This is a genomic window from Marinimicrobium sp. ARAG 43.8, assembly GCF_050113635.1.
In the GTDB taxonomy this organism is placed as follows: domain Bacteria; phylum Pseudomonadota; class Gammaproteobacteria; order Pseudomonadales; family Cellvibrionaceae; genus Marinimicrobium.
Window position 1 is genome coordinate 23,000 of record NZ_JBNJLT010000002.1, and the last position, 17,108, is coordinate 40,107.

At 57.4% G+C, this 17,108-nt stretch carries 15 protein-coding genes; 3 read left to right on the plus strand and 12 right to left on the minus strand.

The window, feature by feature from the left end:
• Positions 1 to 17 precede the first annotated feature (17 nt).
• Positions 18 to 830 (minus strand): AfsA-related hotdog domain-containing protein, encoded by an 813-nt coding sequence (locus tag ACQCLF_RS05310; protein WP_426985262.1) that lies wholly within the window; start codon positions 828 to 830, stop codon positions 18 to 20.
• A 402-nt stretch (positions 831 to 1,232) separates the two neighbouring features.
• Here ACQCLF_RS05310 and ACQCLF_RS05315 point away from each other — a divergent pair, with 402 nt between their 5' ends.
• Genes ACQCLF_RS05315 through ACQCLF_RS05325 form a run of 3 tightly spaced genes read left to right on the plus strand, consistent with a single transcriptional unit; the run spans position 1,233 to position 4,037 of the window.
• Positions 1,233 to 2,036 carry a substrate-binding periplasmic protein gene (locus ACQCLF_RS05315; RefSeq protein ID WP_426985263.1) on the plus strand — a complete coding sequence of 268 codons (804 nt, stop codon included), beginning with the start codon at positions 1,233 to 1,235 and terminating at the stop codon, positions 2,034 to 2,036.
• 14 nt (positions 2,037 to 2,050) lie between these two features.
• Complete coding sequence (locus ACQCLF_RS05320; protein ID WP_426985264.1) at positions 2,051 to 3,613, plus strand: sensor histidine kinase; 1,563 nt, start codon at positions 2,051 to 2,053, stop codon at positions 3,611 to 3,613.
• On the plus strand, positions 3,585 to 4,037 hold the full coding sequence (locus ACQCLF_RS05325) for a response regulator (protein WP_426985265.1): 453 nt from the start codon (positions 3,585 to 3,587) through the stop codon (positions 4,035 to 4,037). The genes ACQCLF_RS05320 and ACQCLF_RS05325 overlap by 29 nt, the downstream gene beginning before the upstream one ends.
• 29 nt (positions 4,038 to 4,066) lie before the next feature.
• Here the strand turns inward: ACQCLF_RS05325 and hrpA are convergent, their stop codons facing one another.
• The 11 genes from hrpA to dnaX all read right to left on the minus strand — a co-directional run bounded on the left by hrpA (position 4,067) and on the right by dnaX (position 17,078).
• Complete coding sequence (gene hrpA / locus ACQCLF_RS05330; RefSeq protein ID WP_426985266.1) at positions 4,067 to 8,008, minus strand: ATP-dependent RNA helicase HrpA; 3,942 nt, start codon at positions 8,006 to 8,008, stop codon at positions 4,067 to 4,069.
• A 121-nt stretch (positions 8,009 to 8,129) separates the two neighbouring features.
• Complete coding sequence (locus tag ACQCLF_RS05335; RefSeq protein WP_426985267.1) at positions 8,130 to 8,597, minus strand: Dps family protein; 468 nt, start codon at positions 8,595 to 8,597, stop codon at positions 8,130 to 8,132.
• A 199-nt stretch (positions 8,598 to 8,796) separates the two neighbouring features.
• Positions 8,797 to 10,938, minus strand: a complete 2,142-nt coding sequence (locus tag ACQCLF_RS05340) for a vWA domain-containing protein (RefSeq protein WP_426985268.1) — start codon at positions 10,936 to 10,938, stop codon at positions 8,797 to 8,799.
• Positions 10,939 to 10,940: 2 nt separating this feature from the next.
• Entirely contained in the window at positions 10,941 to 11,612 is a 672-nt protein-coding gene (locus tag ACQCLF_RS05345) for a YEATS-associated helix-containing protein (RefSeq protein ID WP_426985269.1), read from the minus strand.
• 73 nt (positions 11,613 to 11,685) lie between these two features.
• Positions 11,686 to 12,096, minus strand: coding sequence for a hypothetical protein (locus ACQCLF_RS05350; RefSeq protein WP_426985270.1), 411 nt, complete (start codon positions 12,094 to 12,096; stop codon positions 11,686 to 11,688).
• Between the two features lie 44 nt (positions 12,097 to 12,140).
• Complete coding sequence (locus ACQCLF_RS05355) at positions 12,141 to 12,611, minus strand: YcgN family cysteine cluster protein (protein WP_426985271.1); 471 nt, start codon at positions 12,609 to 12,611, stop codon at positions 12,141 to 12,143.
• Positions 12,583 to 12,933, minus strand: coding sequence for a YcgL domain-containing protein (locus tag ACQCLF_RS05360; RefSeq protein WP_426985272.1), 351 nt, complete (start codon positions 12,931 to 12,933; stop codon positions 12,583 to 12,585). Before ACQCLF_RS05360 ends, ACQCLF_RS05355 begins: the two co-directional genes overlap by 29 nt.
• On the minus strand, positions 12,930 to 14,081 hold the full coding sequence (rnd, locus tag ACQCLF_RS05365) for a ribonuclease D (protein WP_426985273.1): 1,152 nt from the start codon (positions 14,079 to 14,081) through the stop codon (positions 12,930 to 12,932). The genes ACQCLF_RS05360 and rnd overlap by 4 nt, the downstream gene beginning before the upstream one ends.
• Positions 14,078 to 14,680, minus strand: coding sequence for a recombination mediator RecR (recR, locus tag ACQCLF_RS05370; RefSeq protein ID WP_426985274.1), 603 nt, complete (start codon positions 14,678 to 14,680; stop codon positions 14,078 to 14,080). The genes rnd and recR overlap by 4 nt, the downstream gene beginning before the upstream one ends.
• Before the next feature lie 9 nt (positions 14,681 to 14,689).
• Positions 14,690 to 15,010, minus strand: a complete 321-nt coding sequence (locus ACQCLF_RS05375; RefSeq protein WP_426985275.1) for a YbaB/EbfC family nucleoid-associated protein — start codon at positions 15,008 to 15,010, stop codon at positions 14,690 to 14,692.
• A 31-nt stretch (positions 15,011 to 15,041) separates the two neighbouring features.
• On the minus strand, positions 15,042 to 17,078 hold the full coding sequence (gene dnaX / locus ACQCLF_RS05380) for a DNA polymerase III subunit gamma/tau (protein WP_426985276.1): 2,037 nt from the start codon (positions 17,076 to 17,078) through the stop codon (positions 15,042 to 15,044).
• Positions 17,079 to 17,108: the final 30 nt, after the last annotated feature.

Consider the following 17,108-nt stretch of genomic DNA (forward strand, 5'->3'; position numbering starts at 1 on the left):
TCCGTTTCCGGCCATCACTAGAAATTATCAACACGACGCAGATCATTAAAATCCACGGCTCCGATTTGTTGCAGTTGATCATCCACTGCTGACAAATGCCATTTCTGCGCTTTACTCGCCATGCTCGCTTCACGCTTTCCGATACGTGCTTTGTCCATAGCGGCGAAGGTAAACGTCAGGGAGGACACCTCCACACCACACTGACACACAACGGCTTCGGTCACAAACGTCAAACGCCGGGGGTTATCGGTACTCTGCTCCAGGATTCGACACTCGATGCTCGCCGATACCGGGAACGCAAAGTTGTTGTACTTCACGCCCATATCGTTGAGCACAAAGGCGTAGTCAATGTCGTTCTCGGGTAGAAAAAACTGCTCTACCACAGCCAGCATCCCCTGCCGCGCCGCCTCGATCAGAATCATGCCCTGCACATGCTGCCCGCTCTGGTGGTCCTGCATCAGTTCGCAACGCTCATCAATCATCAGTTGCATAGTGAATGTTTCCGCCGTCTGGCGGACGGGCATGGAGATCAACGTGTTTTCCGGACGATGCTTGTGTGTTAACGACGACGGGGCCCGGCCCGGCAACTGATGCCAGAGTGAGAAATCAAACTGACTCAGGTTCGGGGAGCGAGAGGCTTCGTCCAACAGCGTTTGGACATTTTCATCACTCAAACCTTGACCGGGAACCAAAACGGTCCGGCCCTGATTCGGCAGCAAAGGAATAGGCAGACTTAATATTCCACGCAAATTGGAATACGTCATGGCATCTTTGCCTTGTACATACGCGGAGAATTTGTCACTGACTACGAGAACAATACGCTGGTTCATAAGGTTCACCTTAGTTACCTGTAATGGAATAACGCACACCATCAAGTGTGTCGCCAGATAACTCTTTGCAAAAAAGCGTCCCGTCTCGCGCAGCGCGGCAAAAAATTTTTACATTCTCCCCTTCAAACGAAGGGCGGATTCAAACGCCACAAAGTAAGTGATTGTTTAATTTGAATTTTTTTGTTATGAAACCCTGTGACTTTGTAAAGGCCGCTGAGCCCTGCACCCCACTGTGCTACTGTTAAAAGCGCCTGCGCCCCACTTAATGGTCACAAAGAACACAAAACGGCTAATTTTTAGTCAATTTTATGACGCTTTGCCTGCTGTGCCCCACTCAAAAACCATAAAGTGACGGCTTTTAGGCGAACCAATCGTATTCTTTGCAGAGAACGAGGTTATTGGGTGAACAAAACGCCAGTGTTTCGTACAGTTTCTTTTGGTCTTGTCGGCGCACTTCTATTATTCAGCGGCCACTCGCCTCTCGCCCAAAGCGAGGAACCAACAATCGAGGAACCGACAAGCGAGAAGCCTACCCATCAGGCAGCGCCCGCCCCGGATCTTAAATTCATTACCATTGATGTCGCGCCGTGGGCACATTACAACCCTGAAACCGGCGATCAGCAAGGCGCTTTCGTTGCGATCATTGATGCCATCGCGGCGTTGACCGGTTTCAACATTGAAACCAGCCTTACGCCATTTGCCCGCGTTGACCGCGAACTGGAGTCGGGCGATCACGATTGCACTATTCTGGTTCCACGGGATGAGGAGGTGGTGGTTCACGGCGAGCTGGTGGCACAGCACGATGTCGGTGTGCTCTCCCACAAAGACCACCCCATTACCCACTACGACCAGTTGCACGGCGAAACCATCTCTTTGCTTCGCGGCTCGGCCATCACTCCGCGTTTTGACAACGATACCGGTATTCAAAAGGTGTACGACACCGATTACCTGATCGCGTTGCGCAAACTGGATCGCCACCGAGTCGCAGGCATCGCGGGTGCGGTGCCCACACTGCGCTATCTCGCTGTGGAAAATGGCCTGGATGACATGTTGGCAAAGCCCCTGAAGCTCACCGATATCCCGCTGATGCTTCAGTGCTCGCGACAGTCCCCCCACCTGGACTTGATGCCAAGGCTCAATGAAGCCATTATCACCCTGCGGCGCAACGGTCGCCTTCAGGAAATCACCGACCTGTACCACTTCTGATCAGGGTTTGCCCCATGCTTTCCAGGCTGCCTGGTATTCCAACCTTAAAGGAACTGCGACGCCCGGGGATCGGGCAGCGCCTGTTGCTCCAGATCATTTTATTCAGCTCTCTGATCACCTTGATCGCGACGGGAATTCAGCTATACACGGATTACAATCGCGATATCGGTACGCTCAAAACGCGGCTGAATGATATTGAAGGCAGCTATCTGGGTAGCGTCAGCGCCAGCCTGTGGAATTTGGATGTCCTGCAACTAAACCTGCAACTGGAGGGCATCCATCAACTGCCGGATATTCAGTCGGTGGTGGTTCAAGAGAATCCAGAGAATGTCTCCGACCCGCTCCATCTGCAACGCGGAGTCATCGCCGAGCGCAACGTGCTCACCCGCCAGTACCCTTTGGTTTACCATCTGGCCAGCGGGCCCCGGCAAATCGGCACTCTGACGGTCCAGGCCTCATTGGCCGAAGTGTATGCACGACTTCAAGAAAAAGTGATTGTCATTCTGCTTAGCCAGGGGGTAAAAACCTTTCTGGTGTCGATGTTTATTCTGTTTATTGTTTACCGGATGATCACCACCCATCTGACCCATATTTCCAACCGCGTGAGCCATTTTGAGATCACCCAGGAGCAGCCACCGCTGGCTCTGCAGCGCCAACCGCCCCACGAACCCGACGAGCTGGACCAGGTGGTGAATGCATTCAATGCCCTCACCCGGAATTTGCGCCAGGCCTACGAGCATATGCACGAGGTCAACCATGCGCTGGCGCGTGATATCGTCGCCAGACGTCACGCCGAAGAGGAAGTGAAACGGCTGAACTCTGTTCTGGAGCAACGGGTGTTACAACGTACTGCTGAGCTCGAGGCTGCCAATAGTGAGTTGGCCAGTTTCTGTTATTCCGTGTCCCACGATTTGCGTGCGCCTCTGAGACGGATCGAGGGCTTCCGGCGCATCCTGCATGAACGCTACCACGAACAAGTGGACGAGCAGGGCCAGCACTATTTGAATCGCATCGCCGCCGGCACCTATGAAATGGCCGAAATGATCGACAGTTTTCTGCGGCTCTCCCGCGCCACCCAGGGAGAGCTCAACGTGGAAATCGTGGATCTCTCTTTGAAGGTGCGCCGCTTGATCGCCGAGCACACCGAAAGGGAGCCAGAGCGTCCTGTGACGCTGGATATCCGAAACGAAGTGCGCGCCCCGGTTGATAGCCACTTGTTCGATATGCTATTAAGTAACCTGGTTGATAACGCCTGGAAATACTCGAGCAAGGCGCCAGAGACACATCTGAGCTTTGGCTTCAACGAAGAAGACGGTGAGCGCGTCTATTTTATCCGTGACAAAGGCGCGGGTTTCGACATGCAGTACGCCGAGCGACTGTTCGCTCCTTTTAGCCGCCTCCACAAAAACGAAGAGTTTGATGGAGTTGGCATCGGGCTGGCGACCGTTCAGCGTATTATCACCAGACATGGCGGCCGAATCTGGGCGGAATCCAGCCCGGGCAAGGGAGCCACGTTCTACTTTACACTTTGGGAAAGGAACACGGATCGTGAGCAGGGAGACTATATTACTGGTTGAGGATAACCCCGACGAAGCCGAGCTGGCGCTATTCGGGTTTGGCCAGGTGTGCAGCGACTACGATGTGCAGCTGGTACCTAATGGCGAGGAAGCCCTGGACTTTCTATTCGCAAGGGGCCAGCACGCCGGACGGGCCGAACAATGCAAGCCAAGCCTGATCATTCTCGATATCGATTTACCCCGTGTCAGCGGTTTTGATGTGTTGAAAGCTGTTCGTGGCGCTGCAGAATACCGGTTCACGCCTGTCGTCATCCTCACCACCTCCGATGAACAGGCCGACATCCTGCAGGGATACCAATTGGGGGTTAACAGCTACCTGTGTAAACCGGTGGATTTCGAGAGCTTCGCTGACCTGTTACAACAAGTCAGCCACTACTGGTTACGCACCAACACCCGACCGGGCTCGGGAGGGCGAGCCAGCTAACACCCTCCCACCTTCAGTGGATGAACCGTTCAGGCGCGCTGCTTCTCCCAGTCCCGCCATCGCCTGTCCAGACGTTTGCCAGACACCGGGAAGCGGGTCTTGAGCGTCTGGGCAAACAGGGACACCCGAAACTCTTCCAGGCTCCAGCGGTAATTTTGCAACGCTTCGTCCTGTAACAGCGCCCGCCCTTCCCGCTCGGACCAAAAAGGCTCCAGTCGCTCCCAGAACGGCACCAGCTCGTCCAGCAGCAAACGGTCCTTGCGTGCGTCCAACGGCGCCTTTTCCAACCGCACGGACAGAGCCTGGAGATAGCGCGGGTACTGCCGAAACCACTCTTCGGGGGTGCGATACAACACACCGGGGAAAAACAAGTGGTCCAGCTGGTTGCGGATATCCGACAGCGTGAAGGCCAACGGTAACTGGCTTTTCAGCGCTTTGATCTGCTTCTTGATGGAGACCAGTCGTGTCAAACTCTCGGAGAGCACCGCAGCGCGCTCTTGCGCCCTGGCCACCAGCGTTTCCTGTACCCGCTGACGAAACTGCACGTAATCCTCCCGGGTCCGAGGTAACGCGTTCTGGGGCAATGTCTCGGCCGCCACCGCCAGCAACAGGTCATCCACCACCGCCTGACGTTTTCCCATCTCCGCCACGGACAATGCCAACTCGTCTTTCTTCAACAATTCCTTGTGTAAATATTTCGCCGTTTGCGACAGCTCCAGCAGCACCAGCCGGGCAAGCCCCTGGCGGGTTTCCCAACGGGCGTCACTGGCTTCATCCAGCACCTCGATGGACACGGACGAGCCTTTGTCCACCAGCGCGGGAAACGCGGATAACTCAATACCAGCGCGGCGCAACTGTACCTGTTCGGGCAGTTCATCCCAGTCCCACCCGGTGATATTCTCGCGCTCAATGCCCACCGCTGCCGACTGGATTTTCTCCTGGGCCTGCTCACGGTAGCGCTCACGTAGCGTCGCAAGGTCGCGTCCACGCGCAATCACCCGGCCCCGCTCGTCCAGCACCTGAACATTCATGCGATAAAAGTCGTCGAGCCTGGTCGCGTCCCACGCCTCCACCGGAACCTCCACCAGCGTTTGTCGCTTTAGCTGGTGGGTCAACGCGTCGGTTAGTGACACATTGTCAGCCTTCAAACCCGACAGTGCCCGATCCACGACATCCGGCACCGGGACAAAGTGTCGGCGCCACTGCTTTGGCAAGCCTTTTACCAGACTGATGCATTTGTCTCTCAGCAGCCCCGGCACCAACCACTCCAGCCGTCTCTCGGGCACCTGGTGTAGCAGACTCACCGGCACTTGCAGGTTAACCCCGTCATCCTCATTGCCGGGCTCAAACTGATATTTCAGTGGAAACCGGGTGCCACGCCAAACCAGCTCGTCGGGAAACTGCGCTTCGGAAACCTCACCGGCGTCCCGTTGCATCAGCTGTTCACGCTCGATAAATAACAGCTTGGGTTGGGTACGTTCTGCTTCCTGCCTCCACTGATCGAAACTGGCCCGGCTCACGACGTTGTCTGGAATACGCTCATCGTAAAACTGAAACAGCACCTCGTCGTCTGCCACAATATCCCGGCGGCGGCTCTTGGCTTCCAGATCGTTCAGCTCGGCCACCAATTTGCGGTTGTGTTCAAAAAACGGGGCGGGCTTTCCTCGGCGTCCGCGCTGCACGTATCGACCTTCGACCAAAGCCGCCCGAATAAACACCTCGCGGCTGACTTTCGGGTCCTGATCGGTGAAATCAATGCGCTGCTTTTCCACCAGCACCAGCCCGTAGAGCGTGACCTTCTCGTACGCTTTGACACGGCCACTTTTGGTATCGTAGTGGGGTTCGTACGACTGGCGTTTCACCAGGTGTCCGGCGGCGGCCAATGCCCACTGTGGATCAATTTTTGCCACCGTATGCGCATACAGCCTGGAGGTTTCCAGTAATTCGGCGGCCATCAGCCATTTGGGCGTTTTGCGAAACTGGGAGGAGCCCGGAAAGATTAAAAATTTCCGATTGCGGGCACCCAGATACTCACGCTCCTCAATATTGAACCCCAGGTTACCCAGCAAACCCGTCAGTAACGAGCGATGCACGGCTTCATAATCGGCTGGCTCACGGTTTTCCGAAAGCTTCAAGCCCTTGAGGCTTACCTTTAATTGGTGGTGGATGTCACGCCATTCGCGCCAACGCAAATAATTCAAAAACTCTTTTTTGCACTGCTTTCGCATCTGATTCTGCGACAGTTCCTGACGTAACTGTTCAAAGTAATCCCACAACTGTACAAAGCCGAGAAAATCGGATTGCTCGTGCCAGAACCGTCGATGCAGCTGATCCGCCGCCTGTTGCTTATCGGCCGGGCGCTCCCTCGGATCCTGCACGGAGAGCGCGCTAGTGATGACCAAAGCCTCACGCAGGCTTCCCTGCTCGGCGGCAGCAAGCAACATGCGTCCCAAACGCGGGTCAAGGGGCAAACCGGTCAGCTGCCGACCAAGAGTCGTCAGTCGGCCTTTGGTAGTCACCGCCTGCAACTCTTCCAATAATTTGTAACCGTCATTGATTAACCGTCTGTCCGGGGGATCAATAAACGGAAAGCGCTGAATATCCCCCATCCGCAACTGCAACATTTGCAGAATCACGGCGGCAAGATTAGTCCGCACGATTTCAGCATCGGTAAATGCCGGACGGGAGAGAAAATCGTCTTCGCTGTACAAGCGAATACAAATACCTTCGGACACCCGCCCACAGCGGCCCTTGCGCTGGTTGGCGCTGGCCTGAGAGATCGGCTCCACCGGCAGACGCTGAACCTTGGTGCGATAGCTGTAACGGCTCAAGCGGGCATAACCGGGATCAATGACATAACGAATACCCGGCACCGTAATGGACGTCTCTGCCACGTTAGTGGCCAGCACCACGCGGCGCCCTTTATGGGGAGCAAACACTTTCTGCTGCTCGGCCATGCTCAGCCGGGCGTAGAACGGCAGCACGTCCAGATGACGGAAACCGGCCTGACGGATACTCCTCGACGCCTCACGAATCTCGCGCTCACCACTCATGAAGACCAGAATATCGCCGCCCCGGTTACCGGAGTGACGTTCGTGATCTTCGATTTCCGAAATCGCATCCAGCACGGGCTGATAGCTGTCTTCACCATCGCTATCTGAGTCCAGCACTGGCCGATACCACACATCCACGGGATAGGTGCGACCAGACACTTCGATAATGGGCGCATTGTCGAAGTGTTGGGAAAAACGCTCCAGATCAATCGTGGCCGAGGTGATGATCACTTTCAGGTCAGGCCGTTTTGGCAACAGCTGTTTTAGAAAACCCAGCAGAAAATCAATATTCAGACTGCGTTCGTGGGCTTCGTCGATAATCAAAGTGTCGTAACGGGATAGAAACCGATCATTCTGAATTTCCGCCAGGAGAATCCCGTCGGTCATGACCTTGACGAGGCTTCGATCACTGCTCTGGTCGGTGAAGCGCACTTGATAGCCCACCATTTCTCCCAGAGGAGAATTCAGCTCTTCCGCGATGCGTTGGGCCACAGAGTGAGCCGCCACCCGGCGCGGCTGGGTGTGCCCGATCATACCGTTCACGCCCCGCCCCAGTTCCAGGCATATTTTGGGCAGCTGGGTGGTTTTTCCGGAACCGGTTTCGCCGGCGAGCACAACCACCTGATGGTCGCGAATCGCTTCGGCGATCTCGTCGCGCCGCTCACTGATAGGCAGTTCTGGATAATGAATCGCCGTCGGCCGGTAAGCCGCCCGCTGCTCAACGCGCTCGCGGGAGCGATGCCACTGTTCAAGCCATTTGCGTCGATCTTGATCCACAGGTTTGCTGTTGGCCTCTCGGGCACGGATGGCCTGCCAGCCCTTGAGCAACCGAAAGCGATCACGGCTCAGCACCCGACCAAAGTCAGGCGCCTCCGGGAACGTCTCTGAGGTGGGGGGCGTAATTTCAGTATCAGACATAACCAGCTCTCAACAATGAGGCGGCATGATAACAAAGACAAACCCACCTCGCCGAGTGCGGCTGAGCCCCCCTCCAAGGCCGGAGGCGGGCCACTAGGCGTCGTTCATTAACGCCTTCCTGTTACTCCAGGAGGCTGCGCAACATCCAGGCTGTTTTTTCATGCAACTGAATACGCTGAGTGATCAAATCCGCTGTCGCTTCATCACTCGCTTCTTCAGCGGCGGGAAACAGCGAACGCGCGGTGCGCACCACTGACTCGTGACCTTCCACGGCCAGCTTGATCATTTCCTTCGCATTGGGAACCCCTTCGGTTTCCTTGATGCTGCTTAACTCAATAAACTGCTTGTAGGTGCCGGGAGCGGGGAAGCCCAGGGCACGAATTCGCTCGGCGATTACATCCACCGCTTCGGCCAGCTCGGTGTAGTGCTCTTCAAACATCAGGTGCAATGTTTGAAACATGGGACCGGTGACATTCCAGTGAAAATTGTGGGTTTTCAAATACAACGTGTAGCTGTCCGCCAGCAGACGGGACAGACCCTGAGCGATGCTCTCACGATCACTCTGTTTAATACCAATATCGATTTCCATGACTATCTCCTTTATCGGATTAGGACGTATTGCACTGAGCACTGAAACCCAAAAACCTATTGGAGTCTAAAACTGCTATCTAGGACTAAACTGTTATCTAAGACTATAAAGTGTGGCCATTTGTTCAGAATTTCAAGGCACCCTGGCGCTATCACAATAATAGAACATCGCTATGAACAGGGAACGATGATGGGGTATCTCAGCGGAAACGCGGATCGTCCTCATCCTCGTCGGAGAATAACGCTTCATCGTCAATGGGAAACAACGGTTCCTCTTCGCGCTCAAGCGAGCTCGAAGGATCACCCGCTGACGACGGGGTAGCATCTGGCTTTGACGTTGGGTCCTGGGCTTTATCAGGGTTGCTGCTGGGGTCGGTCTTGCTCATGCCCGCATCAATTTGTTGCATTGGTTGAGGGGTCGAGCTAAGTGCGGGTTCGGTCGCCAACGCCGTCTCCTCGTTGCCCTCCTCATCATCCCACAGGGCTGGCTTACGCTCATTCACCAGCTGCCGGTAAAGCCAATACCCCAAGGCCAGGAGCAGCCCATTGGCCAGCGCCAGACTGCCCCATAATACGGCCGGGTGAGCGCCCGCCCGACGAGGCTGGGAAGCCTCTGAAGCCCCATGCGACGCGGATATCAGATTCGGTACCGGAGCGTCCAGGGTGATGGAATTTACCGCCGCCGAGGTCTCCCCGAGCTTCGCTTTCCTGGCGGCGCTTTCAGACTGCTCAAGCTCGACAGTCAGCGCGTCAATAGATGTCTTGACAGGGTCGATGGGCGTTGGATCACCTGCCTCTGGGTAAGTGAAATACTGGCTTGGCAACGTCTCATCGAACGCATGACCATCGAGGGTTTGGCCACTGGCCTGCAAACCCACCCGATAATGGCCCCTGATGCGCGGTTCAATCGGATAGCTCCAGACACCGGGGCTGACCATATTCAGTGGTTCAACGACACCAAAAGCCCCGGTTCTATGCACATGAGCCACTACATGGGTTTGTTCGGGGTTTACCGTGTTTTCACCATCCACCCTGGTCGTCCAGACTGTGCGCCCCTCTTCGACGTGTTTCTCCAGGGTGACGGCAAATTGTGAGTTCACAGAGAAGCGGTGGGTGAACAACCGCTGAAATGTCTTGCCATCGAGCGTCAACTGCAATTCGTATTCGCCACTCTGCCTCGGCGCGGGCATCGTCAACTGGTAAACCCCGTCGCTCGGAGGAGCCTGTTGCCAGCGCTCCTGCGCTTGTCCGCGCTCATTCGGGCCTTTCATCTCTGCACTGAGTGTCAGCAGATCCAGCCATTCGGAGTCCTTTAGTACCCCTTGCTGCCCCCGTATATGAAAGCGCAGGGGGACGTCTTCGCCCACCCGAATATTATTGGACAGTGGCGCGACCGTCAGCTGCAGATTACTGATAACAGTGACGCGGCTGAGCGGTTGCAGAGCCACATTAACGCCCCATCGTCCCGGCACGGGCTGCCGCACCGTAATCAAATCATAGCGCTCGGCGTGATGCCAGTGCACCGAATCAGATTCGGTATCGACCGTCAGCACCTCACCGTTCGGCGAGGTCAGCGCCGTCGCTTCCTGTCCGGGCTCACGGCGGATCAGCGCGGTAAATTCACGGACGGATTCATCGATCAAAAACAGCCCGCCGTTCAGAGGCAACTGCTCGGTGGGTACCGTTTGTTGAAAGATTTGTAACAGGCTGTCCATCAGCCCATCGGCGTCTCTCGCCCGGCTGAACATACCATCCGAATGGCGGGCGATTGCCCTCAATAACGCTTCATCGGTTTCGTCGGAAAGACCAATGGTATGCACCCGATAACCGAGGGCGCGCAGTGCGGGCACCAGTTCATCCACCACCCTCGCCTGCTCGCGGGCGTTAACCGCCGCATCGGGGCTGACATCCACCATCCCATCGGTAAGCAGAATGATGTCGGCGCGTGGAGAGTCAGCTGTGCGCTCGTCACGGTCGTAAGCCGCCGCTTCAAGCGCCGCGCCGATATGCGTAAACAGGGCGACGGAATTGATATCATCCACCCGATCCAGCGCGTTGGTTTTCCAGTCCGGTGTGACAGGCTGATGGGGAATCAGGGCATTGACCCGTTGGCCGAAAGACCAGACGCCGGCCTGACTGCCAGCGGGCAGCAGGCGGACCAGCAGCGACAGCGCCGGACGGCGCAGGTTGTCGGGATCGGTGCGCGTCATGCTCCCGGAAATATCCACCACCAGACGAATATCCGCCTGATCGGGCAACCGGGGAGCGGGTTCACTCCGGACCTGGGCACTACCGATGGCCAGCAACGCGGCCCAAAGCAATAGCAGCCAGCGCCCGGGCATAATCAGACCAGCATATCCAGAGCGCGACGGCCCTTCTCGGTGAGGTACCAGCGCACACCCTTGCGAGTGTTGATCTTGCCAGCCAGCTGACGGTTGACCAGAACGCTGAGCGATTTGTGAATGGTCGTTTCATCCGCCTCAGCTTCGCGGCACAACCCGGCCATTGAGCGGAAAATGTGACGCCCCACGCCCAGTGTTTTCAGTACTTTGGTCGCAGCGATATCCAGCTCTTCATTCGGGTCAATGGGCCCGGCGTTGTCATCCGTGTCTGACGTTTGTTCGGTTTCAGTATCCAGCAACGGAAGCAGCTCGTCCTGCATCAGACGCAGCTCATACTGCATGGCTTCCACTTGCGTGCGAGCCACCTGCGCCTCCCGCAGAATGCGTTTGGGCGTGCTGGTCAGTACCAGGCGCGAGGCAATCGCTACAATGAGACAGAAACCGGTATAGATCAGCAGCTGCGAGGGATCGTCCTGAATGCTGGAAATCAAATCGCTCTGCACGAAGAACAGAATGACCGGTACCAGAAAAGCCGCGCCAATACCCATCACGATGCAACGGGGCAGCGCGGCTTCATCGTCCCGCTCCTGCGTCATCTGATAGTAATTGATCAGGCCACCAAAAACGCCAGCAATACTCATCACCGCCGCGAGAATAAAAATATGATTTGCCATGCCGTTGTGCTCCCCAAGTTGGCGTCTAATAACGCATAGTTATAGCAGGTTTGGCCCAAAGGGCAATGCCACCTTAGAGCGAAGGCTCCCTTCTCTCTTCTGCGGTCTTAACCTGATCGGCCTCGTCCGGCGATTGTGGCTTATGAGAATGCGGTGAGGCCCCCTTAGGCCGCACAAGCAGCTGATAGACCAGCGACAACACCAGTGCCACCAGCCACACGCCAAGCAACACCAACCCCGCCCGCGACGCACTGGCCAAGGTGTCAAACAGACCGTCGAGCACCAGGATAAAGAACGCTGGCGCCAAAAACAGGTCCTGCTCCACCACGATCGGTCCCGGTGTGAGCAGCAGCGCCGCCGCAGAGACCATCAGTAGATGCCGCCACTCACGACGGGCGTTGCGAGTCATCCGCCACACAACGGCCAGCAGTGCCAGCGCCCCGGCGATGTACAGTATCCAGGCAATGGTATAACCCGATGTCATGGTTGTCGGCTCCTGCAAAGTTCTCTTGAATAATCGTAACGGCGTTACACCCAACGCACCGCGTGCTCTTCCCAGTCTGACTCCGGCACCTCCGTTTCCCACACGAACCGCCCTGCGGCGGAGACACCTGCGGCTCTCACGGAATCCGGATCTCCAGAGACCAGAGGGTGCCACTCCGGCAGCGGCTTGCCCTCGGAGACCCGCCGGTAAGCGCAGCTCCGGGGCAGCCAGTGAAATTGCGCGACGTTTTCCAGGCGAAGCACAATGCAGTCCGGTACGTTATGTTGCCGATTGGCATAATCGCGGCAATTCGCGGTTTCAGTGTCGAGGTAGCGGCAGGCAATATCCGTGTACAGGATCTCGCCGGTGTCTTCGTCTTCCAGCTTATGCAGACAGCATTTACCACAGCCGTCACACAGTGCTTCCCACTCGCTGGCGCTCATCTGCTCCAGTGTTTTCACTTCCCAAAAGCGAATAAAGGCCACGTCAGTGCCCCAATTTGCTGTTGTGCTCACGAATCGGGTCGATTTCCCGATCAGCCTGCGGTCCCGGAGGCAGTTGCAGATAGTAGCCCGGGTCATCCAGGCTGGCCATCACGCGCTCTGCCGACGTTCGCGCCAGCTTGCGGTCCGGCGTCAGCACCAGAACCATGGCACTTTGCGGTTTTCCGAAACGCTGCAACAAGGCGTCGGGCACCCGTGCCAGGCCCTCGTCGCGGCGCACATACAGGTACATGCCTTCTTCTTTAGGGCTGCGAAAGATTTCGCACAGAACTTTCTCGTCGGCTGCCTTCTTATCAGCTGCCTTACCGGCCGCATTAGTAACAGTCTCGCTCATACCGGCCCCTCTTGCGTAAACTGCTCAGCGGCCTCAAGCAGTGGCTGACCCACCACGGGGTAGCGCCAGCCTGTGAGGCGCTCTGGCAAATCGAACTGGCCCGCGTTCAGCCAGCTCCGGACAATCGCCTCATATTCCCGTTTGCGCACCAGCAACTCCGGCGGCAACGCCAGCGCCTCAGCCACTTCCCGGCCCCGCCGTTTCAATGCTTTCATCATCGGTGCTTCAGCCCGTCCAAGCGGCGGGTCTATCAGCTCGGGCCAGTGCTCGCTACTCTCTTCCTGAGCGGCGCGGATTTCCGCCATCAACGCCTCACCCTCCTCCGCCTGTGTGTGAGCGGGCACTTCTTTGAGCTTTTTGAGCTGAGCCAGATCGGTCGGCTGGCGTCGGGCAAGCTCCCACAGACCGTTTTCTTTGATCAGGCGATTGCGCGGGCGATCCCGGTCGCGGGCCTCACGCTCGCGCCAGGCCACAAGGCGACGCAACACCGCCAACTCGGGACGACGTAACTTCCACGCCGAACCGACTTTCAGGTAAGCCTGCTGAAAATCCGGCTCTCGGCGGGCGTTGACCAGCAACTCGGCGCTGTCTTCCTTCACCCAGGACAGTCGATCGGATTCCCGCAGGGTTTGCAGCAACTTGCCATAAATCACCAACATATGCGCCACATCCAGCGCGGCGTAACTTTTCTGTGCCACAGATAGCGGGCGCTGCAACCAGTCAGAGCGAGTCTCACCTTTCGGAATCTCAATGCCGAGCACAGCATTGACCATGTTGGCATAGCCCACCGAAAAACCCAGTCCGGCAAAAGCGGCGGCGATCTGGGTATCAAATAAGGGATCAGGCAGCACGCCGAGCCATCGCTGGAAAACCTCCAGATCCTCGGAACAGGCGTGCAATACCTTGGTCACCCCGGGGTCGCCAAACAAGGCCCGTAGCGGCTCAAGATCGTCAATGGCCAGAGGGTCAATCAAGTAACAGCCCCGACCATCGCCAATCTGCAACAAACCCGCAATGGGGTAGAACGTCTCCGAGCGCATAAACTCGGTATCCACGGCGATCGCCCCCTGGCCCCGCCAACGCCGGCAAAGCTCGGCCAGCTCGGCATCGCGGTCAATCCAGATCGGGGCGGTGGGGATTTGTGTCATAGCGTTTTGCGACTGGAAAAAGCGTGGGCCAGGGTACCGCCGTCGACGAATTCAAGTTCGCCGCCCAGTGGCACCCCGTGCGCAATTCTGGAAACAGTGACCCCCAAGTCACGAGCCCGCTCGCTGATGTAGTAGGCCGTAGTTTCGCCTTCCATCGTCGGGTTGGTGGCCAGGATCACTTCCTGAATGGCTTCCGTTTTCAAGCGATTGACCAGTTGATCAATGCCGATATCCTCGGGGCCGATGCCGTCGATGGGCGACAATCGCCCCAGCAGCACAAAATACTTGCCTTCGTAACCGCCCGCCTGCTCAATGGCAATCACATCCGCCGGGGTCTCTACGACGCAGAGTACCGAACCATCGCGTTTGGGATTCGCACAGACTCCACAGGTGTCTTGCTCGGTGAGCGTCCGGCACATCTGGCAGCGCCCGACGCCATCTATCGCCTGATCCAGACTGCGTGCCAGACGCGCTGCCCCCTCGCGATTGTGCTCCAGAAGGTGCAAGACCATGCGCTGCGCCGACTTGGGCCCCACACCGGGCAAACAGCGCAGCGCCGAGATCAATTCGTCAATCAGTGGGCTGAAAACCGATGCCATGGCAACCTCTTAAAAGGGCATTTTAAAGTCCGGCGGCACGTTCATGCCGGACGTCATATCGGCCATTTTTTCACGGCTGTTGGCTTCCACCTTGCGTACGGCATCGTTGACGGCGGCGGCCAGCAAGTCCTCCAGAATTTCCTTGTCTTCGCCCATCAGGCTCTGGTCAATGGTCACACCGCGCACATCGTGGCGCCCGGTCATCACCACCGATACCAGTCCGGCGCCGGACTGCCCGGTCACTTCGGACTTGGCCAGTTCTTCCTGCATTTTCTGCATATTGGCCTGCATTTCCTGGGCCTGTTTCATCAAGTCGCCCAAACCTTTCATAACTCACCTCGTTAATAACGCCCCTCGGGTTTTACTCCAGAGGCTGTACGGTATCTTCACGCAGTGTTGCGCCAAAATGTTCGACCAGCTGTTGCACCATGGGGTCCTTTTTCATGGCTTCAAGCGCCGCCACCCGGTTTTCCTCCTTCACGCGCAGGGCTCGGGCCGCCGGTGTCTCGCTGCTCACAGCGCCGGGCTGAATGCTGACTCGAACCGGCTGACCGTAGTAATCGGTCAACACATCCGTTAGCCGCTGTTGATGGCTCTCATTGAACAAGGCACTGTGCACCTCATCCAGAACCAAATGGAATTGCGTGCCCTGCCGCCCCACCAGCTCACAATTGGAAGCCGTGCTCTGCAACAGGCCGCCAACGTCCAGCCCCGCAACCACCTGATACCAGTTTTCAGGCCGTGTGCTCTCCAGAGCGACTTTGACCACTGGGCGCTTTGGCTTTGCCGACGGGGCCGACGATTCGGGCGCGACACGCTCTCGCGGTGGCTGGTCGTTTTTAGAAACCTCTGTGGGTTCATTACCGCCGGACGCTTCATCGTCGTAAGGACCGTCGAAGGGCGGCTGCTCCTCGAACGCATGGGCAAGACCATGAGGTGCCTCGGTATGCGGCGGCAGCTCTTCAACATCGGGTGATGGCGTCTCGGCCTGTATTTCTGCCGACGCCTCAGTGGGCGGTTGCTCGACCGGTGCCTGGGCATTGGACTCATCAACCCTAGGCGCTGCTGCCTGTTCCGGCTCGCCGGGCGTCGTGGCCGGCTCGACGTCGGTCGGCCTGGCGACAGACTCAACCACCGGTTCAACGGCCGACGGCGGCGGAGAAGCCGCCGTGTCAGCTTGAGACTTTGGGTCTGCGGAGCGCCCCTCCGACGGCGCAGGCGCTTCCGGCAACCGCTCCGCCATCGTTTCCGTCGGACTGGCAGCAGCGCCGGCAGAAGACGATGGCAGTTTTTTTGTAGGAATTTCTGCCAGCCCCTGAGGTTTGAACGCCAACATGCGCAGCAATACCATTTCCAGGCCCGCGCGAGGATCTGGTGCCAGTGGCAAGTCGCGCCGTCCCAGCAGCGCCGTCTGATAAAACAATTGAATATCTTCCGGGGCTATTTGCTGAGCCAGCGCCAGAACTCTGTCACGGTCCCCATGGCTATTGTCCGCCGCCTCAGGCAACGCCTGGGCAATCGCGATGCGGTGCAACAGTGCCAGCAGCTCGCCCAGTGCCGCGGCGTAATCCGGCGCCTGCTCGGCCATCTGCTCCACGGCACCGAGCAATGCCTTGCCATCCTGTGCGGCCAGGGCGCCGAGCATGTCGTAGATGGCCCGCTGGTCGATGGTGCCGAGCATGGCCCGCACATCCGCTTCGGTGATCTTGCCGGACCCATACGCAATGGCCTGATCGGTCAGGCTCATGGCATCGCGCATACTGCCGTCCGCCGAACGACCCAGCAACCACAATGCGCTCCCCTCAAAGGGGACCAGCTCTTTTTCGAGGATTTCCTGAAGATGGTGAACGATCCGCTCAGGGTTCATGTTCTTCAGGTTGAACTGCAAGCAGCGCGAGAGAATGGTCACCGGCAGTTTCTGCGGGTCAGTGGTTGCCAGCAGAAATTTGACGTGGGGTGGCGGCTCTTCCAGGGTTTTCAACAGCGCGTTGAAGCTGTGCCCGGAGAGCATGTGCACCTCATCGATCAGGTACACTTTATAACGGCCTCGCGTCGGCGCGTATTGCACGTTTTCCAGCAGTTCGCGGGTGTCTTCAACCTTGGTGCGCGAGGCGGCGTCCACTTCGATCAGGTCCACAAAGCGGTTTTCGGCGATTTCGACGCAGGCCGTACACTGGCCACAGGGCTCGGAACTGACACCGGTTTCGCAGTTCAGGCATTTGGCCAGGATGCGTGCGATCGTGGTTTTACCGACCCCGCGAGTGCCGGTAAAAAGGTAGGCGTGGTGGAGTCGGTTGTGATCCAGAGCATTGATAAGGGCCTGCAACACATGCTCTTGCCCCACGGTTTCGCGAAAGGTGCGGGGGCGATATTTGCGGGCCAGGACTTGGTAGCTCATGCCTTCCTCAGTGGATCAAACACTCTCAAT

What these genes read in the sequence shown, in the direction of transcription:
- ACQCLF_RS05345 (WP_426985269.1), bottom strand. Translation starts at nt 11,612, where the DNA reads ATGGCAAATCATATTTTTATTCTCGCGGCGGTGATGAGTATTGCTGGC.
- ACQCLF_RS05375 (WP_426985275.1), bottom strand. Translation starts at nt 15,010, where the DNA reads ATGAAAGGTTTGGGCGACTTGATGAAACAGGCCCAGGAAATGCAGGCC.
- ACQCLF_RS05360 (WP_426985272.1), bottom strand. Translation starts at nt 12,933, where the DNA reads ATGAGCGAGACTGTTACTAATGCGGCCGGTAAGGCAGCTGATAAGAAG.
- ACQCLF_RS05340 (WP_426985268.1), bottom strand. Translation starts at nt 10,938, where the DNA reads ATGCCCGGGCGCTGGCTGCTATTGCTTTGGGCCGCGTTGCTGGCCATC.
- ACQCLF_RS05350 (WP_426985270.1), bottom strand. Translation starts at nt 12,096, where the DNA reads ATGACATCGGGTTATACCATTGCCTGGATACTGTACATCGCCGGGGCG.
- rnd (WP_426985273.1), bottom strand. Translation starts at nt 14,081, where the DNA reads ATGACACAAATCCCCACCGCCCCGATCTGGATTGACCGCGATGCCGAG.
- ACQCLF_RS05310 (WP_426985262.1), bottom strand. Translation starts at nt 830, where the DNA reads ATGAACCAGCGTATTGTTCTCGTAGTCAGTGACAAATTCTCCGCGTAT.
- ACQCLF_RS05320 (WP_426985264.1), top strand. Translation starts at nt 2,051, where the DNA reads ATGCTTTCCAGGCTGCCTGGTATTCCAACCTTAAAGGAACTGCGACGC.
- dnaX (WP_426985276.1), bottom strand. Translation starts at nt 17,078, where the DNA reads ATGAGCTACCAAGTCCTGGCCCGCAAATATCGCCCCCGCACCTTTCGC.
- hrpA (WP_426985266.1), bottom strand. Translation starts at nt 8,008, where the DNA reads ATGTCTGATACTGAAATTACGCCCCCCACCTCAGAGACGTTCCCGGAG.
- ACQCLF_RS05335 (WP_426985267.1), bottom strand. Translation starts at nt 8,597, where the DNA reads ATGGAAATCGATATTGGTATTAAACAGAGTGATCGTGAGAGCATCGCT.
- recR (WP_426985274.1), bottom strand. Translation starts at nt 14,680, where the DNA reads ATGGCATCGGTTTTCAGCCCACTGATTGACGAATTGATCTCGGCGCTG.